We start from the raw sequence: 14802 nt of genomic DNA, 5'->3' as shown, positions 1-14802 counted from the left end.
CGCTGGAATATATGGTCCTTAGGAAAGAATCCGGAAAGGTTCTTGACACATACCTATTTTTGCTTAATACTAATAATTAATGTGACTTTATAAAATGAAATGGTGGTAAAGCGTGAAACAGGAAAAGAAAGCAGTCTGTACAATAGCAATGATCGTGATCAATATCACAATATTTCTTGTCCTTTCCTTTCAAGGAATGACAGAAGATGGAATTTTCATGTTTCATCACGGGGCAATGTATGTACCCAGCATGCTTGAGGAGGGGGAATATTATCGCCTGTTTACAAGTATGTTTCTACACTTTGGATTTGAGCATTTGATGAACAATATGTTCATATTGGGTGTGATCGGATGGAATCTGGAATTAGAAATCGGAAAATGGAAATACCTGGCAGTCTATCTGTTAAGTGGACTTATGGGGAATCTGCTGTCTGCGTGGATGGACATACAGACAGGGGAATATGCTATTTCTGCAGGGGCGTCAGGGGCAATCTTTGGGGTGATTGGGGCATTATTCTATGTAGCGCTTCGAAACAGAGGACGAATTGGAAACATCAGCAGCAGAGGACTTGCAGTTATGGTTCTATGTAGTCTCTACTTAGGCTTTACAAGTAAAGGTGTGGATAATTCGGCTCATATTGGTGGAGTTATCAGCGGAATTTTGCTGGCAGCTATATTGTATCATAAGAAGAAATATCCAAATGGCAGGGACAGTCAGCTTAAAGAGGAAGCGAAACTGTAAAGGTAGCCCCCGATCCCGGCTTTGAGGAGACGGTCAGAGTACCGCGGTGGGAGTCAATGATCCGTTTGCAGATTGCGAGTCCAAGTCCGGTTCCATTTGTCTTATAGGAGGTAAATGGAGAAAAAATGGTAGGAATCTGTTCGGAAGTAAGACCGCATCCGTCATCCGTGATTTCGACAATCACGTGATGGTCATTGCAAAAGGCCTTTAGTCTTATAAGGCCATTTTCTGTGATGGCATCTTTGGCATTCTGAAGAAGATTTAAAAGTACTTCCTGAAGCTTTCGCTGGTCTCCGATCAGATCCGGAAGATTGTCTGCGATTTCAGAACAAAATTGGATGTTCGTCTGTTCAAGAGAAAGTGCAAAGGACAGTGCGATGTGTCTGAGAAATACCGAAAATGGAAAGACAGACAGGTTCAAATGTTCGCCGTGATTATAGGAGGAAAGTTCGTCCAAGAGTCCACAGATATATTTGACATCCTCAAGTGTATCTGACCAGTGCTGGATTTTTGTAAGTTGTGGATGTTGCGCCTCCATTAATTGAAGAGAACTGTACACAAGTGTCAGTGGGTTACGGATTTCGTGCGACATTTTGGAAAGGATAAACTCATATTCTTTCATGAGTTTTTCAATCAAGATCTGTATTTCAGGATTTTGTTTTGCAAGAACCTTTAGCTTTTGTGAATCTGTTGTATTAAGCATACAAATCACCTCTCTGAGACGAGTGTAACATTGTAGTCACATGGATTCAACTATATTCCGACGACAAAGTTCGACAGAAAGAGGTCGGAAAAGTCAGACAGGAATGACATAGAAAAAACGAAAGAAGGAAAAATAATGAGAGATGAAAAATGTATTTTTTGTAAAATAGCAAATGGAGAGATTCCATCGGCAACACTTTATGAAGATGAGGACTTCAGGGTTATTTTAGACCTTGGACCGGCATCTAAAGGACATGCTTTGATTTTGCCAAAGGAGCATTATAAAGATTTGTATCATCTTGATGATGAGATCGCGGCCAAGGCGCTCGTTCTTGCAAAAAGAATGATCACAAAGCTGACAGAAGTACTTGGATGTGAGGGATATAATATTGTGCAGAATAATGGAGAATTGGCAGGACAAACTGTTTTTCATTTTCATATGCATCTGATTCCAAGATATAAAAACGACAATGTCGGGCTGGGATGGAATGTCGGAACACTTACAGAGGAAGATAAATTGGAAATTTTATCAAAGTTGAATGAACAGTAAGATAGAACGGGGTACCTGAGTGAGTCAGAAATTAAGTGAGAATATAGATTTTAATACGGCATATGACAAGTATGTAAATCTCGTTTTCAAAACAGCGTTGAATTACTCCGGAGATCACTATGTGGCAGAAGAAGCTTCTCAATATACATTTATGCAGTTATATATTCAGTTTGAACAAATAAAAAGAGGAAATATAAAGTCCTGGCTGATTACAACTGCAAAAAATTATGTGTTGAACTATAAGGAGAAGGTAAAATGGGAGCTTACAGACGAGAATATCGTAGAATTATGTGATATGAGGGAAGCTGCCCGCAGTACAGAAGAGAATGTGTTTATAAAAACAAAAGAAGAAAAGCATACATTGTTACGGAAAGAAATTTTTACTCAGCTATATCAGAAAAATCCGAGATGGTGGCAGGCAGTGGTGCTGGCGTATATTTATGAAGTACCGCAGGAAGACATTGCAGTGAAAATGAGAATAGAGCTAAATGCTCTGTATCAGATGCTTTACCGAGCAAGAAAGTGGATTACAAAGAATTATAGAGAGGAATTTGAAAAGCTGATCTAAAAAGAGACTGTCACGAAAATATTTTGTGACAGCCCCTGACGTTTTAGAAAGCATCCGACTATTTGCACACGGATTCAATCAGTTCAATAATTGTGTCAATGGAATTTTGTTGATTGGATTGCTGCATCGCTTTGATATAAGATTCCTTGTCGCGGAACAATGTCTGCAAAGAATCAAGTAAGGTGGATTTATTTAATTCCTCTTCCTCGAGAACTTTGCTGAATCCTTGCCGTTCAAAAGAGCGAGCGTTCAAAATCTGGTCTCCGCGACTTGCATTTGCAGAAAGTGGAATCAGGAGATTCGGTTTATGCAGAGCGAGCAGTTCACAGATGGCATTGGCGCCCGCACGAGAAATCACTACATCAGCCAGGGCAAACAAATCTTTCAATTCGGATTTAATATATTCAAACTGAACATATCCTTCCAAGGACTTGAGAGAATCGTCTACCTTGCCTTTTCCACAGAGGTGGATCACATGAAAATCTTTGAGAAGATCAGGCAAAATCTCGCGGACTGCATTGTTGACGACAACGGAGCCGAGGCTTCCTCCAATGATTAGAATGACTGGTTTCTCTGCGGAAAGGCCACAGAATTTTAATGCGGCATCAGCATTTCCCGTGAGAAGTTCCTGTCGGATCGGAGAGCCGGTGAAGACCGCTTTTTCTTTTGGCAGGTGTTCTAATGTCTCCGGAAAGTTACAGCAGATTTTTGTGGCGGCAGGAATCGAAATTTTATTTGCAAGTCCCGGGGTCATATCAGATTCATGAATGATCGTTGGGACTTTACATTTTTTCCCAGCCATTACAACCGGAACGGTTACAAAGCCGCCTTTGGAAAAAATGACATCTGGCTGTAGTTCTTTGATCAGTTTTTTTGCTTCGCCAAATCCTTTTAATACACGGAATGGGTCTGTAAAGTTCTGCAAACTGAAATATCTGCGGAGCTTTCCTGATGAAATTCCATGATATGGGATGCCAAGCGGTTCGATCAGCCCTTTTTCCATACCATTATAAGAGCCGATGTATTGAATATCATACCCGAGTTCCTTTAAACGGGGAAGAAGGGCAATATTAGGTGTTACATGTCCGGCAGTTCCTCCGCCGGTAAGAATAATACGTTTCATGATGTTCCTCCGAATCTTTTCTATATCTAAGAATCATATTAAACAGATTTGAGAAAATGTCAAGAAAAAACAAAATAGTGAAGGTTGAGAAAAGAGAAGCGCATGTAAAAAATTCTATTGCCGTATATAAATGAGATAAAAAAATAAAATTCCTTTTGAGAGAAAGAGAGGTGGCAGATGGAAGAAAAATTCAAGCAGTTTTTGAAGAAGCAGATGGAAAAAGAGGCGGAACAAATAGAAAAGGAAGTTCTTTCAAATGAATCTTTAAAAGAAGTTCAGGCGCCAGACACATTGCGGGAAGCACTGGCAAAAAGCATAAAAGAATATGAAAAGAATCGGACAGATGCTCCTAGTGAAGAGTCAGAGGAGATTGGGATCAGTATAGAAGAGTTTTGTGAGAAACTTTCTAAAGAAGATCGGGAATCTTACTTCAGGTGGAGAGCGGCTGAGGAAAAGAAGAAAGCAAAGAAAGCGAGAAAAAGATTCCATTTTCCAAGAAAAAAAAGGGCAGTGTTTGTTGTTGCCGCAACGATGGTTTTGGTATTGGGGATTGGCATGACAAGTCTTGGAGGCAGACCATACTGGTTGAAAGTTGCGGATCTGGTGCTGGGGAATGAGAATACAGTGACCGTTGATACAGAAGGTGAAGATAGAATTCTGACAACAGATGTGAGCGAGAAAGAGGCATACGAACAGATTAAAGAAGAATTAGGAATTGAGCCTGTGCAGTTACAGTATATGCCTGCGGGGATGGAGTTTGATAGATGTGTTATAGAAAAAGAATTGGGGACTGCAAAATTATTGTATTTATATCAGGAACAGATATTGGAATATGAAATTTGTTATCAGTATAGTGATGTAGCTAGAAGTATTTCAACAGAAGATAATTTGCTACAATCTTATAAGAAGGAAAAAGATGGAGTGGAAATTAGCATTAGAGAGTTTCAAGTTGAGAGTATAGAACAAAGTATGTATAGTGTTACTTTTGAAAGACAAGACGTATTATATCGTTTAAGAGGGATAATAAATAGAGAAGAAATGGAAAAAATTGTAGAAAATTTATTTTTTTCTTAAAAATGCGTAAGTTTTTTGGGACTCATCTGTTTACTTAAATAGAGGAGGAAATAAAGATGAAAAAGAAAGTATTAATGTTTTTTACAGCAGTTTCTATTCTCGTAAGTATGAATTTGATAAATGCCACTGATGTACAGGCTAGTTCAAAGCTAACTGAAGATATAATGGCAGAGGGAAGTACAAGCGAGCATGCAAGAGGTCAGTATCTTATGGAAGGAACAACAACAATAAGAAATGCGGGGAAAGGAACTGTTGCAGCAGGAGGAGATACAACCGCACAGAGAATTGTGGATAAAGTTCAAGTTGCTGTAATTGTAGAGCAATATAATAACGGATCTTGGTCACAAGTTTATACATGGAGAGAAACTGCTTATAATACGGCGATTGCAAGCACAAGTAAAGTTTTAAATGTTCCAAGAGGTTATTATTACCGCGCCAGAGGAATCCATTCTGCCAACACAGATATAGCAAATTCTTTCACAAATGGAATTTGGATGGGCTAATTTGTAACTAGTATGTGATTTATGGATTTACGTATCCATAATGGAATTACAAACTTGTCATAAGAAAACTGAATAGAGTTAAGGCAAAGGGACTATCTCAGTCTCTGCACCCGGTATGTTTGGGGAATGATTTTCATACCTGCAAAAACCTGTCATTTTCCAATAGAAAACGCCACACTAAAAAACCAAAATAATAAGGTAAATACTACATATTGGGATGCAGAGACTGAGATGGTCCCTTTGTAAAATGAGTAAAAGTAGAAAGAGACAAACTGCATGAAGACTTGAAAGATTGTATGTTTGTCTCTGTTGTTTTTTATTTTCCAGTAGCTTCTTTTAATGCTTGTGCAAGCTGGTCTGGACAGGATGTAGATTTTGCACCACAGCGGATTCCTTCCATACGTGCGATGGCATCGTCTACCTTCATACCTTCTACGAGACGGGCAACTCCCTGTGTATTGCCGGAGCAGCCTCCAACAAATTCTACGGATTTGATAGTATCTCCGTCTAAGTCAAATTTAATTTCTCTGGCACAGACACCGTGTGTTTTGTATTCCATAATAGCACCTCACTTTCATTTAGATTCAATGTTTCTTTTTTATTATAGCAAAAGGGCAAAAAAAATACCAGTCTGTTGAAGGATTTGCGCCAGATAACATGCCCATCTGAAAATAAATGTGCCAGGACACTAGGTATTGGAGCAAATCTTTGCTATAATTGAGAAACAAAATGATACAAACAGGAGGAAAAGAGATGATCATAGGAATTATCGGTGCGATGGAGAAGGAAGTAGCAATTCTGAAAGAGAAGATGGAGATTAGTGAAGTGGTGGAGAAGGCTTCTATGACTTTCTGCAAAGGAATGCTTTGCGGCAAGGAAGTTGTTGTTGTGCGGAGTGGAATCGGGAAGGTAAATGCAGCAATCTGTGCACAGATTCTTGTAGATAGATTTGGAGTAGATCTTTTGATCAATACGGGAATTGCAGGATCTTTAAATGCAGCTATTGATATTGGTGATATTGTGATTTCCAAAGATGCGGTACAACATGATGTGGATGCATCCACATTTGGGGATCCGGTTGGTCAGGTTCCAAACATGGATGTCCTGGCATTTCCGGCAGATGAAAGACTTGCAAAGCTTGCGAAAGAAGCAAATGAAGAAGCAAATCCAGATATTCATACATTTACAGGGCGAATCGCCAGTGGAGATCAGTTTATCGCAGAATCGGAAGTAAAGCAGAGGATTACTGAGCGATTTGGCGCAGATTGTGTGGAAATGGAAGGTGCGTCCATCGCGCATGCGGCATATTTGAACAAAATTCCGTGTGTCATTCTTCGAGCAATTTCGGACAAAGCCGACAACAGTGCGGAGATGGACTATCCTGCATTTGAGCAGAAGGCAATCGAGCATTCTGTAAGGCTTGTACAGAATCTGCTTCCACGTTTATAAGAAAAAAGCAAAAGACAGAATGAGAAAAGAAAAACGATTCTGTCGAATTTTGATGAACGATTCAAGAGTCGCTCCTCTTTTTCTTCGGACATTCCTGGTCTATAATGAACGCAGAATCAGTAATGAGAAGAAAGAAGAAGGAGGGACTCTTTTATGTTCAAGACAATGTTAGACACACAGATGATTTTTTATCTAATGGGGGTGATCGGAGGAATTGGGATACTCAGTAAACTGGTTTCGGAAGGGACACTTCGGAGTTTGGTGAAGGCTGCAGAAAATATGTCAAAGAGCAGTCATCGCTTTATGAAGCTTGTTCGTGCAAAATTTGAACATGCATGTATGGTCAGTGACAAGGTGGACAATGTAGGTGCATTTGTAGAAAAATTTATTCATGAATATCGGTCTGTAGGTTTGCGGTTGCATACATGGCAGCAGCTGGAGCGGCAGTCGATGAGATTTGTCGGGATTTTGGGGCTCATAGGGGCATTGCTTAGTTACAGTATTTATGGAATGGGAGAGCAGGCATTTCGGTATGGTGCGTTTGGAGCGATTGAAATGGTACTTCTGTTTTTGATTTGTCAGGCAACGGATGAAAAATATAAAGTGGAAATGCTTCATGTCTACATGGTGGATTATCTTCAAAATGTATGTGCACACCGGTATCAAAAAGCAGCGAGGCAGGAAATGCGGGGAGACAAGGAAGAAGTGCAGTCCGCTCAGCAGGTAGACGGTAACCCATCGGAGGAGTGGGATCGGCAGGAGAATCTGGCGCAGGCAAAGACTGAAGAACAGACTGTGGATCAAGCTCAAATGGAAATGCGGGAGAACAGAGGTGGAAAAGAGAAAGAATTATTTGCGGAAGCACAGCAGGAAGAGAGAAAATCTGAGGAAGTTATGGATAAAATGGAAAATGACCTGAAACGGGAGGCAATGATCCGGGATATCTTAGAGGAGTTTTTGGCTTGATAAACAGAGGACCATTTGATAAAATAAATATGATTATGAGGCATATTTAGAAGGAGAGGATAACGATGGCAAATAAAGTAAGATTTGACTATTCAAAAGCAAGCAAATTTATCAATGCGCATGAAGTAGAGTATATGAGTGAACTGGCAGTAGCTGCAAGAGAAAAATTAGTGTCCAAATCAGGGGCAGGAAATGATTTTCTTGGTTGGATCGATCTTCCGGTAGATTATGATAAAGAAGAATTTGCACGCATTCAGAAGGCGGCAGCAAAGATTCAGAGCGATTCAGAAGTGCTTCTTGTGATCGGAATCGGTGGTTCTTACCTTGGAGCAAGGGCTGCAAATGAATTTTTAGGGCACAGCTTTTATAATGTGATTTCCAAGGAAATGCGCAAAACACCTGAGATTTATTATGTCGGAAACAGCATCAGCAGTACTTATATCAGACATCTGATCGATGTGATCGGAGACAGAGATTTTTCGATCAATATGATTTCAAAATCAGGAACAACGACAGAGCCGGCAATCGCATTTAGAGTATTCAAGGAATTACTTGAGAAGAAATACGGAAAAGAAGAGGCAGGAAAGAGAATCTATGCAACTACAGATAAGGCGAGAGGAGCCTTAAAGAACCTTGCAACAGAAGAAGGATATGAGACATTTGTTGTTCCGGATGATGTTGGAGGACGTTTCTCTGTTCTGACAGCAGTAGGTCTTCTTCCGATCGCAGTTAGTGGAGCTGATATTGAAAAGCTGATGGAAGGTGCACAGGCAGCAAGAAAAGAGGCTCTGGAAGCGGAGTTCTCAGAAAACAGTGCGTTGCAGTATGCGGCAATCCGTAATATTTTACTTCGCAAAGGAAAAGCAGTTGAAATCGTAGCAAATTATGAGCCAAGCCTTCACTATGTTTCAGAGTGGTGGAAACAACTTTACGGGGAGAGCGAAGGAAAAGACCAAAAAGGAATTTTCCCGGCAGCAGTAGACCTGACAACAGACTTACATTCTATGGGACAGTTCATTCAGGATGGAAGCCGAATTTTATTTGAGACCGTTTTAGATGTGGAAACTGCAAAAGAAGAGATTCTGATCAACGAAGAGCCGGTGGATCTTGACGGATTAAATTATTTGGCAGGAAAGTCTGTGGACTTTATCAATAAGAGTGCGATGAATGGAACAATTCTTGCTCATACAGATGGAAATGTTCCAAACTTGATGGTACATATTCCGGAGCAGAATGAATTTTATCTCGGACAGTTATTCTATTTCTTTGAATTTGCCTGCGGTGTGAGCGGATATTTATTAGGAGTGAATCCATTTGACCAACCGGGCGTAGAAAGCTATAAGAAAAACATGTTTGCGCTTCTTGGAAAACCTGGGTTTGAAAAAGAACGTGAAGAATTATTAAAGAGATTATAATTAGGAAACGACAGAGGAAGTGGCAAGTTGTTATCAAGACAGATATTACAGAGAACGATCAATGAGATGAAAGAAATTGTGGCAGCAGAAATATCTTTATGGAATGCAGAAGGAATGATTGCTGTGAAAACATCAGGGGCAGATGAGAGCGCCAAGGAGCAGGTCAAAATCTATCTTTCCAAATGGAAAGAGCAGATGGAGGAAGACGCGGAAGAACTCTCAGAGGCGGTTGAGGAGAAGGCAGCATTTTTTCCAATCTTGAACCATATGAATGAATTGGAATATGTTCTGATGATCCATGGAGTTTGGGATGACATAAAGGTGATCGGCCGGTTGTGTGTAAGTCAGATTAGAAATTTGATCATGGCTTACCATGAACGGATGGATAAGAATAATTTTCTGCAAAATCTTCTTCTTGACAATTTTCTTCTGGTAGATATTTATAATAGGGCAAAGAAGCTCGGAATCGCAATTGAAGCACGGAGAGTTGTTTTTCTGATTGAGCCTAAAAAAGAAGGAGACAGCATTGTTATGGAGACAATGCGCGGGCTCTATGCGACGGGAACAAAGGATTTCATTACGGCGGTGGATGAAGGGCATATTATTTTTATCAAACATCTCGAGGTGACAGACGGGTATAAGGAAATCAATGATATTGCAAAGACAATCACTGATACATTGAGCGCTGAGGCGATGATGAAAGTGCGTGTTGCCTATGGAACTGTGGTGGAAGAGTTAAAAGATGTTTCTAAGTCTTATAAAGAGGCTGCGATGGCGCTGGATGTGGGAAGAATTTTTTACAGTGAACGGACGATACTGGCATACAATGAGCTTGGAATTGGGAGGCTGATCCACCAGCTTCCGGTCTCACTGTGCGAGATGTTTCTGCAGGAAGTATTTAACGGAGACGCTTTTGAGCAGTTTGATGAGGAAACTTTGGTTACCGTGTATAAGTTCTTTGATAATAATCTGAACGTATCGGAGACAGCAAGGCAATTATATATTCACAGAAATACACTTGTGTACCGTTTGGAAAAGATTCAGAAATCGACAGGGCTGGATGTGCGTGTGTTTGATGATGCACTTACATTTAAGATTGCGATGATGGTTGCAAGCCATATTAAAAAATAAAAAAGATATTCCGAATAATTTGGAAGCGTAGAACAGAAAGCTGCGTTTCTAAATGTTTGGAATATTTTTTTGTCTGCCAGCATATAGAGGAAGTAAAAATGAATAGAAGGATATTTTCAAACAACTCTAGTCAATGCTCTTCCCATTTGTTATAATACTTGTATTGTAAAAATAATGGAGGGATTTTATTATGGCACATCAGAATCATGAATATCACGAATACATCGTGGAACAGACTGAGAAAGTGATCGGGATCGACAGCCCGACAGGTTATCATTACAATGTACAGAAATATCTTGTAGATACAATACAGGCGATGGGGTTTGAAGTTCGTACGCTGAGAAAAGGCGGTGTAATTGCAAATCTTGGCGGAGAGGGGAATCCGTTGATGATGCTTGCACATGTAGATACGTTAGGCGCATTTGTACATTATATTAAAGGGAATGGACGTCTTGCAATTTCCAATGGGACATTGAACCCAAATAATATTGAGACAGAAAATGTGCGTGTCATTACAAGAAGTGGTGCGGTGTATGAGGGAACAATCCAGCTTGAGAATGCTTCTGTGCATGTAAATCCAGATGTCAACGCAGAGCGTAAATTTACAAATCTGGAAGTAGTTCTTGATGAAGATGTCACTTCCAAGGAAGACGTAGAGAAGTTGGGCATTTGTGCCGGAGATTTTCTTGCGGTAGAACCAAGATTTCAAGTGACAGAAAAAGGATATATTAAGAGCCGTTTTCTGGATGATAAGGCTTCTTCGGGAGTTCTTCTTGGAATCGCAAAATATGTGAGCGAGCATCCGGGATGTCTGAAAAGAAATGTACAGCTGTTCTTTACGACATTTGAAGAGATTGGACATGGGGCGTCAGCAGGAATCCCAGAGGAGATTGAAGATCTTCTGGCAGTGGATATGGGATGTGTCGGGGATCATCTGGCATGTACGGAAAAACAAGTATCCATCTGTGCAAAAGACAGTTCCGGAGCATATCATTTTGAAATGACAAATGAGCTGATCGAAGTGGCAAAGGAACATGGAATCGATTATGCAGTTGATATTTATCCATCTTATGGATCCGACGCAGGAGCAGCGCTTAGATCTGGTAAGGATGTAAGATATGCATTGATCGGACAAGGAGTATATGCTTCACATGGATATGAGAGAACACACAAAGACGGCATGAAACAGACATTCGAACTTGCTTTGAATTATGTTCTGAAATAAGGTAAGGCAGGGAAATGAATGATGCAAAAGAAACATGAGTCTGATCTGACAAGGAAAGAGAAGTGGCAGTTAGAGAGGGAAAAAGTAGCTTCGATGAGCTGGAAGAAGCGAATCGAATATTTCTTCACTTATTACAAATGGGTACTTGTGGTGGCAGTGGCAGTGATTGCACTCGGAGTGTTTGGGGTAAACTGGTACAAGAACTTGCAGAAAGAAGAGCTATTAAATGTGGTAATCGTCAATTCTTCTGTGCCGAGTACAGAAAATTTAAATCAAGATTTGCGGAAAGCACTGAAAATCAAAGACAAGAATCAGATTATCACGATCGATACTTCCGTCTATACCGGAGAAGGAAATCAGACGACATATAACAGTACGATGAAGCTATCTGTTGTAATGGGGGCAAGAACCGCGGATATTTTTGTTTGTGATAAAGAAACATTTGCAACATACGATCAGGATGGTGTTTTTTTAAGTGTAGAAGAGTTAATGGGAAGTGAATTTTGCGAAGAACATGCAGAGGAGGTTGGAGAAAATTATATGCTTGCCAACCAAAGTAAGCTCGCAGAGGAATATGGAATCGTTGGGTATGAAGATGCGTATATCGGAGTATTTTCTTACACGGAACATCGAGAACATGCGAAAGCATTTGTAGAATTTCTATTCGAGTAAATTGCTTGCTTAGCGGCGATGTGATTCGGGAAAAGAGAGAAAAGACAGTCAAGATTTCAAAAGTCTGTAGATCAGATTTTTGAAAAACTGGCTGTCTTTTTATTCGATAGAAATTCATTGGAAACTCCCAATTTTTACAGTGGATTTGGCACTTGTTTCTGTAATTTATTCTACCATAAGAAAGATGGGAAACAAAGACAATTCCAGGATGAATCTGGAAAAGACAGCGGTAGTACTTAAAAGTATTTTGGCAGGAGAGTATTTTGGAGTGGAGATTTGACCGGGGATTATGGAAAAAGAGAAGAAAATTGTTAAAATGTAAGGATATAGCAATATTTATAATATTGTAAACAAGATTTGCGTAGATTTGCTTATGAGAAGAAGTTATACTAGATTTAGAAAAATGCGAATTTTTTAGAAAAGGAGAAACATTATGGGTAATGAAAACACAAGAGGAAGGGTAACGATCCCGACAGATGTTGATGTTGTACCAGAGACACTGGAATTACTGGAGCGCTGGGGGGCAGATGCGATTCGTGATTGTGATGGAACAGACTATCCGGAAGGATTAAGAGATGTAGATGCAAAAGTGTATTCTACTTATTATACAACAAGAAAAGATAATGAGTGGGCAAAGGCGAACCCGGATGAGATTCAGCAGATGTATATTATGACTTCTTTCCATACAGCAGTGGAGGAAGAGCTTTCGATTCATTTGATGGATCATTTATATCCAGATATGCTGAAGGTAAATTCTCATGATGATATCAAGCGCTGGTGGGAAGTAATCGACCGTACTACAGGGGAAGTTGTTCCGACAGATAGTTGGTCTTACAGTGAAGAGACTGGTGATGTGACGATTCATGGAGCAAAGGCATTCCATGATTACACCGTAAGCTTCCTTGCATACATTATGTGGGATCCGGTACATATGTACAACGCAGTTGTCAATGACTGGAAAGGTGTGGAGAAGCAGATCACTTTTGATGTGCGTCAGCCTAAGACAAAAGAATTTTCCATGAAACGTCTCCGCAAGTTTATCGAGGACAATCCACATGTAGATGTCATTCGATATACAACATTCTTCCATCAGTTCACACTGATCTTCGATGAACTGGCAAGAGAAAAATATGTAGACTGGTACGGATATTCTGCATCTGTCAGCCCGTATATTTTAGAGCAGTTCGAGAAGGAAGTGGGATACAAATTCAGACCAGAGTATATTATTGATCAGGGATATATGAACAATCAATACCGGATTCCGTCAAAAGAATTCAAGGATTTCCAGGCATTTCAGAGAAGAGAAGTTGCAAAACTTGCCAAAGAGATGGTGGATATCACGCACGAGATGGGAAAAGAAGCAATGATGTTCTTAGGAGACCACTGGATCGGTATGGAGCCGTTTATGGACGAATTCAAATCCATCGGACTGGATGCAGTTGTAGGAAGTGTTGGAAATGGTTCTACGCTCCGTCTGATCAGCGATATTCCAAATGTGAAATATACTGAGGGACGTTTCCTCCCATATTTCTTCCCAGATACTTTCCACGAAGGCGGAGATCCGGTCAAAGAGGCGAAGGTGAACTGGGTAACAGCAAGACGTGCAATCCTTAGAAAACCGATCGATCGAATCGGATACGGCGGTTACTTAAAGCTTGCACTGGAATTTCCGGAATTTATCGATTATGTAGAAAGTGTATGTAAAGAATTCCGTACATTATATGAGAATATCAAAGGAACAACACCATATTGCGTGAAGACTGTTGCAGTACTCAACAGCTGGGGTAAGATGAGAGCATGGGGAAATCACATGGTACATCATGCTTTATATCAGAAGCAGAACTACTCTTACGCAGGAATTGTGGAGACGCTTTCCGGAGCGCCGTTTGATGTGCGTTTTATCAGCTTTGATGATATTAAGACGAATCCGGCAGTCCTTGACGATATCGATGTTATCATTAATGTCGGAGGAGCTTACACTGCACACAGTGGTGGAGCTGCATGGGCGGATGAAGAGATCGTGACAGCAGTGAAGAAATTCATCTACAATGGCGGCGGATTTATCGGTGTTGGTGAGCCGACAGCTTATCAGTGGGAAGGACGTTACTTCCAGCTTGCAAGCGCACTCGGTGTAGAAAAAGAAAATGGATTTAACTTAAATACAGATAAATACAATTGGGAAGAACATGACCACTTCATCAAAGAAGACTGCACAAAGGACATCGACTTTGGGGAAGGTCAGAAAAATATTTTTGCATTAGACGGAACAACAGTATTAAGACAGATTGACAAAGAAGTGCAGATGGCAGTCAATGACTTTGGAGCAGGACGTTGTGTTTACATCAGCGGGCTTCCATACAGTTTCGAGAACAGCCGTCTTCTGTATCGTTCTATCCTTTGGTCTGCACATGACGAAGGAAACCTTCACAAATGGTTCAGCACAAACTTCAACGTGGAAGTGCACGCATATGTGAAGAATGGAAAATACTGTGTAGTAAATAATACTTATGAGCCACAGGATACAACAGTATACAGAGGAGATGGAAGCAGTTTCGATCTTCATCTGGATGCAAATGAAATTATCTGGTACGAAATCTAGTAAAATCTTTAATAGAAAAAACCTCCGGGGGAAAGCATATGACAGCTGACCTGCGGAGGTTCTTTTCTATATAAGAAGTTTTG

At 40.3% G+C, this 14802-nt stretch carries 15 protein-coding genes; 12 read left to right on the top strand and 3 right to left on the bottom strand.

The annotated features are described in order from the left end of the window. The first annotated feature begins 112 nt into the window (after positions 1-112). Positions 113-742: a rhomboid family intramembrane serine protease gene (locus ACESPO_RS06920; RefSeq protein ID WP_499788622.1), complete on the top strand. Its 630-nt coding sequence runs from the start codon at positions 113-115 to the stop codon at positions 740-742. On the opposite strand, the gene ACESPO_RS06915 is transcribed toward ACESPO_RS06920, so the two are convergent. After that, positions 720-1445, bottom strand: coding sequence for a sensor histidine kinase (locus tag ACESPO_RS06915; RefSeq protein ID WP_008977148.1), 726 nt, complete (start codon positions 1443-1445; stop codon positions 720-722). The two genes, ACESPO_RS06920 and ACESPO_RS06915, sit on opposite strands and share 23 nt — an antisense overlap. Before the next feature lie 135 nt (positions 1446-1580). On the opposite strand from ACESPO_RS06915, the gene ACESPO_RS06910 reads away from it, so the two are divergent. Both ACESPO_RS06910 and ACESPO_RS06905 read left to right on the top strand, forming a co-directional pair. Next, positions 1581-1994 (top strand): HIT family protein, encoded by a 414-nt coding sequence (locus ACESPO_RS06910; RefSeq protein ID WP_016439504.1) that lies wholly within the window; start codon positions 1581-1583, stop codon positions 1992-1994. A 19-nt stretch (positions 1995-2013) separates the two neighbouring features. Beyond that, the gene (locus tag ACESPO_RS06905) at positions 2014-2562 is read left to right on the top strand and encodes an RNA polymerase sigma factor (protein WP_009263403.1); all 549 of its coding nucleotides are present in this window, start codon (positions 2014-2016) and stop codon (positions 2560-2562) included. A 58-nt stretch (positions 2563-2620) separates the two neighbouring features. Here ACESPO_RS06905 and murG read toward each other — a convergent pair whose 3' ends face one another. Further along, entirely contained in the window at positions 2621-3685 is a 1065-nt protein-coding gene (murG, locus tag ACESPO_RS06900; protein ID WP_499788621.1) for an undecaprenyldiphospho-muramoylpentapeptide beta-N-acetylglucosaminyltransferase, read from the bottom strand. 177 nt (positions 3686-3862) lie between these two features. Here murG and ACESPO_RS06895 point away from each other — a divergent pair, with 177 nt between their 5' ends. Both ACESPO_RS06895 and ACESPO_RS06890 read left to right on the top strand, forming a co-directional pair. Beyond that, a complete protein-coding gene (locus tag ACESPO_RS06895) occupies positions 3863-4759 on the top strand; it encodes a DUF4367 domain-containing protein (protein ID WP_117578443.1) in 897 nt (298 codons plus the stop codon). A gap of 56 nt (positions 4760-4815) precedes the next feature. After that, the gene (locus ACESPO_RS06890; RefSeq protein ID WP_117578441.1) at positions 4816-5262 is read left to right on the top strand and encodes a DUF6147 family protein; all 447 of its coding nucleotides are present in this window, start codon (positions 4816-4818) and stop codon (positions 5260-5262) included. Positions 5263-5578: 316 nt separating this feature from the next. Here ACESPO_RS06890 and ACESPO_RS06885 read toward each other — a convergent pair whose 3' ends face one another. Then, complete coding sequence (locus tag ACESPO_RS06885) at positions 5579-5821, bottom strand: TIGR03905 family TSCPD domain-containing protein (protein WP_008977142.1); 243 nt, start codon at positions 5819-5821, stop codon at positions 5579-5581. Positions 5822-6015: 194 nt separating this feature from the next. On the opposite strand from ACESPO_RS06885, the gene ACESPO_RS06880 reads away from it, so the two are divergent. The 7 genes from ACESPO_RS06880 to gnpA all read left to right on the top strand — a co-directional run bounded on the left by ACESPO_RS06880 (position 6016) and on the right by gnpA (position 14719). Continuing rightward, complete coding sequence (locus tag ACESPO_RS06880; protein ID WP_009263399.1) at positions 6016-6711, top strand: 5'-methylthioadenosine/adenosylhomocysteine nucleosidase; 696 nt, start codon at positions 6016-6018, stop codon at positions 6709-6711. A gap of 153 nt (positions 6712-6864) precedes the next feature. Next, positions 6865-7677: a hypothetical protein gene (locus tag ACESPO_RS06875; protein ID WP_009263398.1), complete on the top strand. Its 813-nt coding sequence runs from the start codon at positions 6865-6867 to the stop codon at positions 7675-7677. A 65-nt stretch (positions 7678-7742) separates the two neighbouring features. Then, positions 7743-9092 carry a glucose-6-phosphate isomerase gene (locus tag ACESPO_RS06870; RefSeq protein WP_008977139.1) on the top strand — a complete coding sequence of 450 codons (1350 nt, stop codon included), beginning with the start codon at positions 7743-7745 and terminating at the stop codon, positions 9090-9092. A 27-nt stretch (positions 9093-9119) separates the two neighbouring features. Further along, positions 9120-10223 (top strand): PucR family transcriptional regulator, encoded by a 1104-nt coding sequence (locus tag ACESPO_RS06865; RefSeq protein ID WP_120105627.1) that lies wholly within the window; start codon positions 9120-9122, stop codon positions 10221-10223. A 190-nt stretch (positions 10224-10413) separates the two neighbouring features. Then, a complete protein-coding gene (locus ACESPO_RS06860) occupies positions 10414-11448 on the top strand; it encodes a M42 family metallopeptidase (RefSeq protein WP_008977131.1) in 1035 nt (344 codons plus the stop codon). Between the two features lie 18 nt (positions 11449-11466). After that, positions 11467-12120 (top strand): hypothetical protein, encoded by a 654-nt coding sequence (locus ACESPO_RS06855; RefSeq protein ID WP_336305055.1) that lies wholly within the window; start codon positions 11467-11469, stop codon positions 12118-12120. 433 nt (positions 12121-12553) lie between these two features. Next, entirely contained in the window at positions 12554-14719 is a 2166-nt protein-coding gene (gene gnpA / locus ACESPO_RS06850; RefSeq protein WP_016441323.1) for a 1,3-beta-galactosyl-N-acetylhexosamine phosphorylase, read from the top strand. Positions 14720-14802 lie beyond the last annotated feature (83 nt).

The organism is Coprococcus sp. HPP0074, from assembly GCF_964238105.1.
In the GTDB taxonomy this organism is placed as follows: Bacteria; Bacillota; Clostridia; order Lachnospirales; family Lachnospiraceae; genus Faecalimonas; species Faecalimonas umbilicata.
The sequence above is the reverse complement of the archived record's forward strand: the minus strand, read 5'-3'. Positions and strand labels throughout refer to the sequence as shown.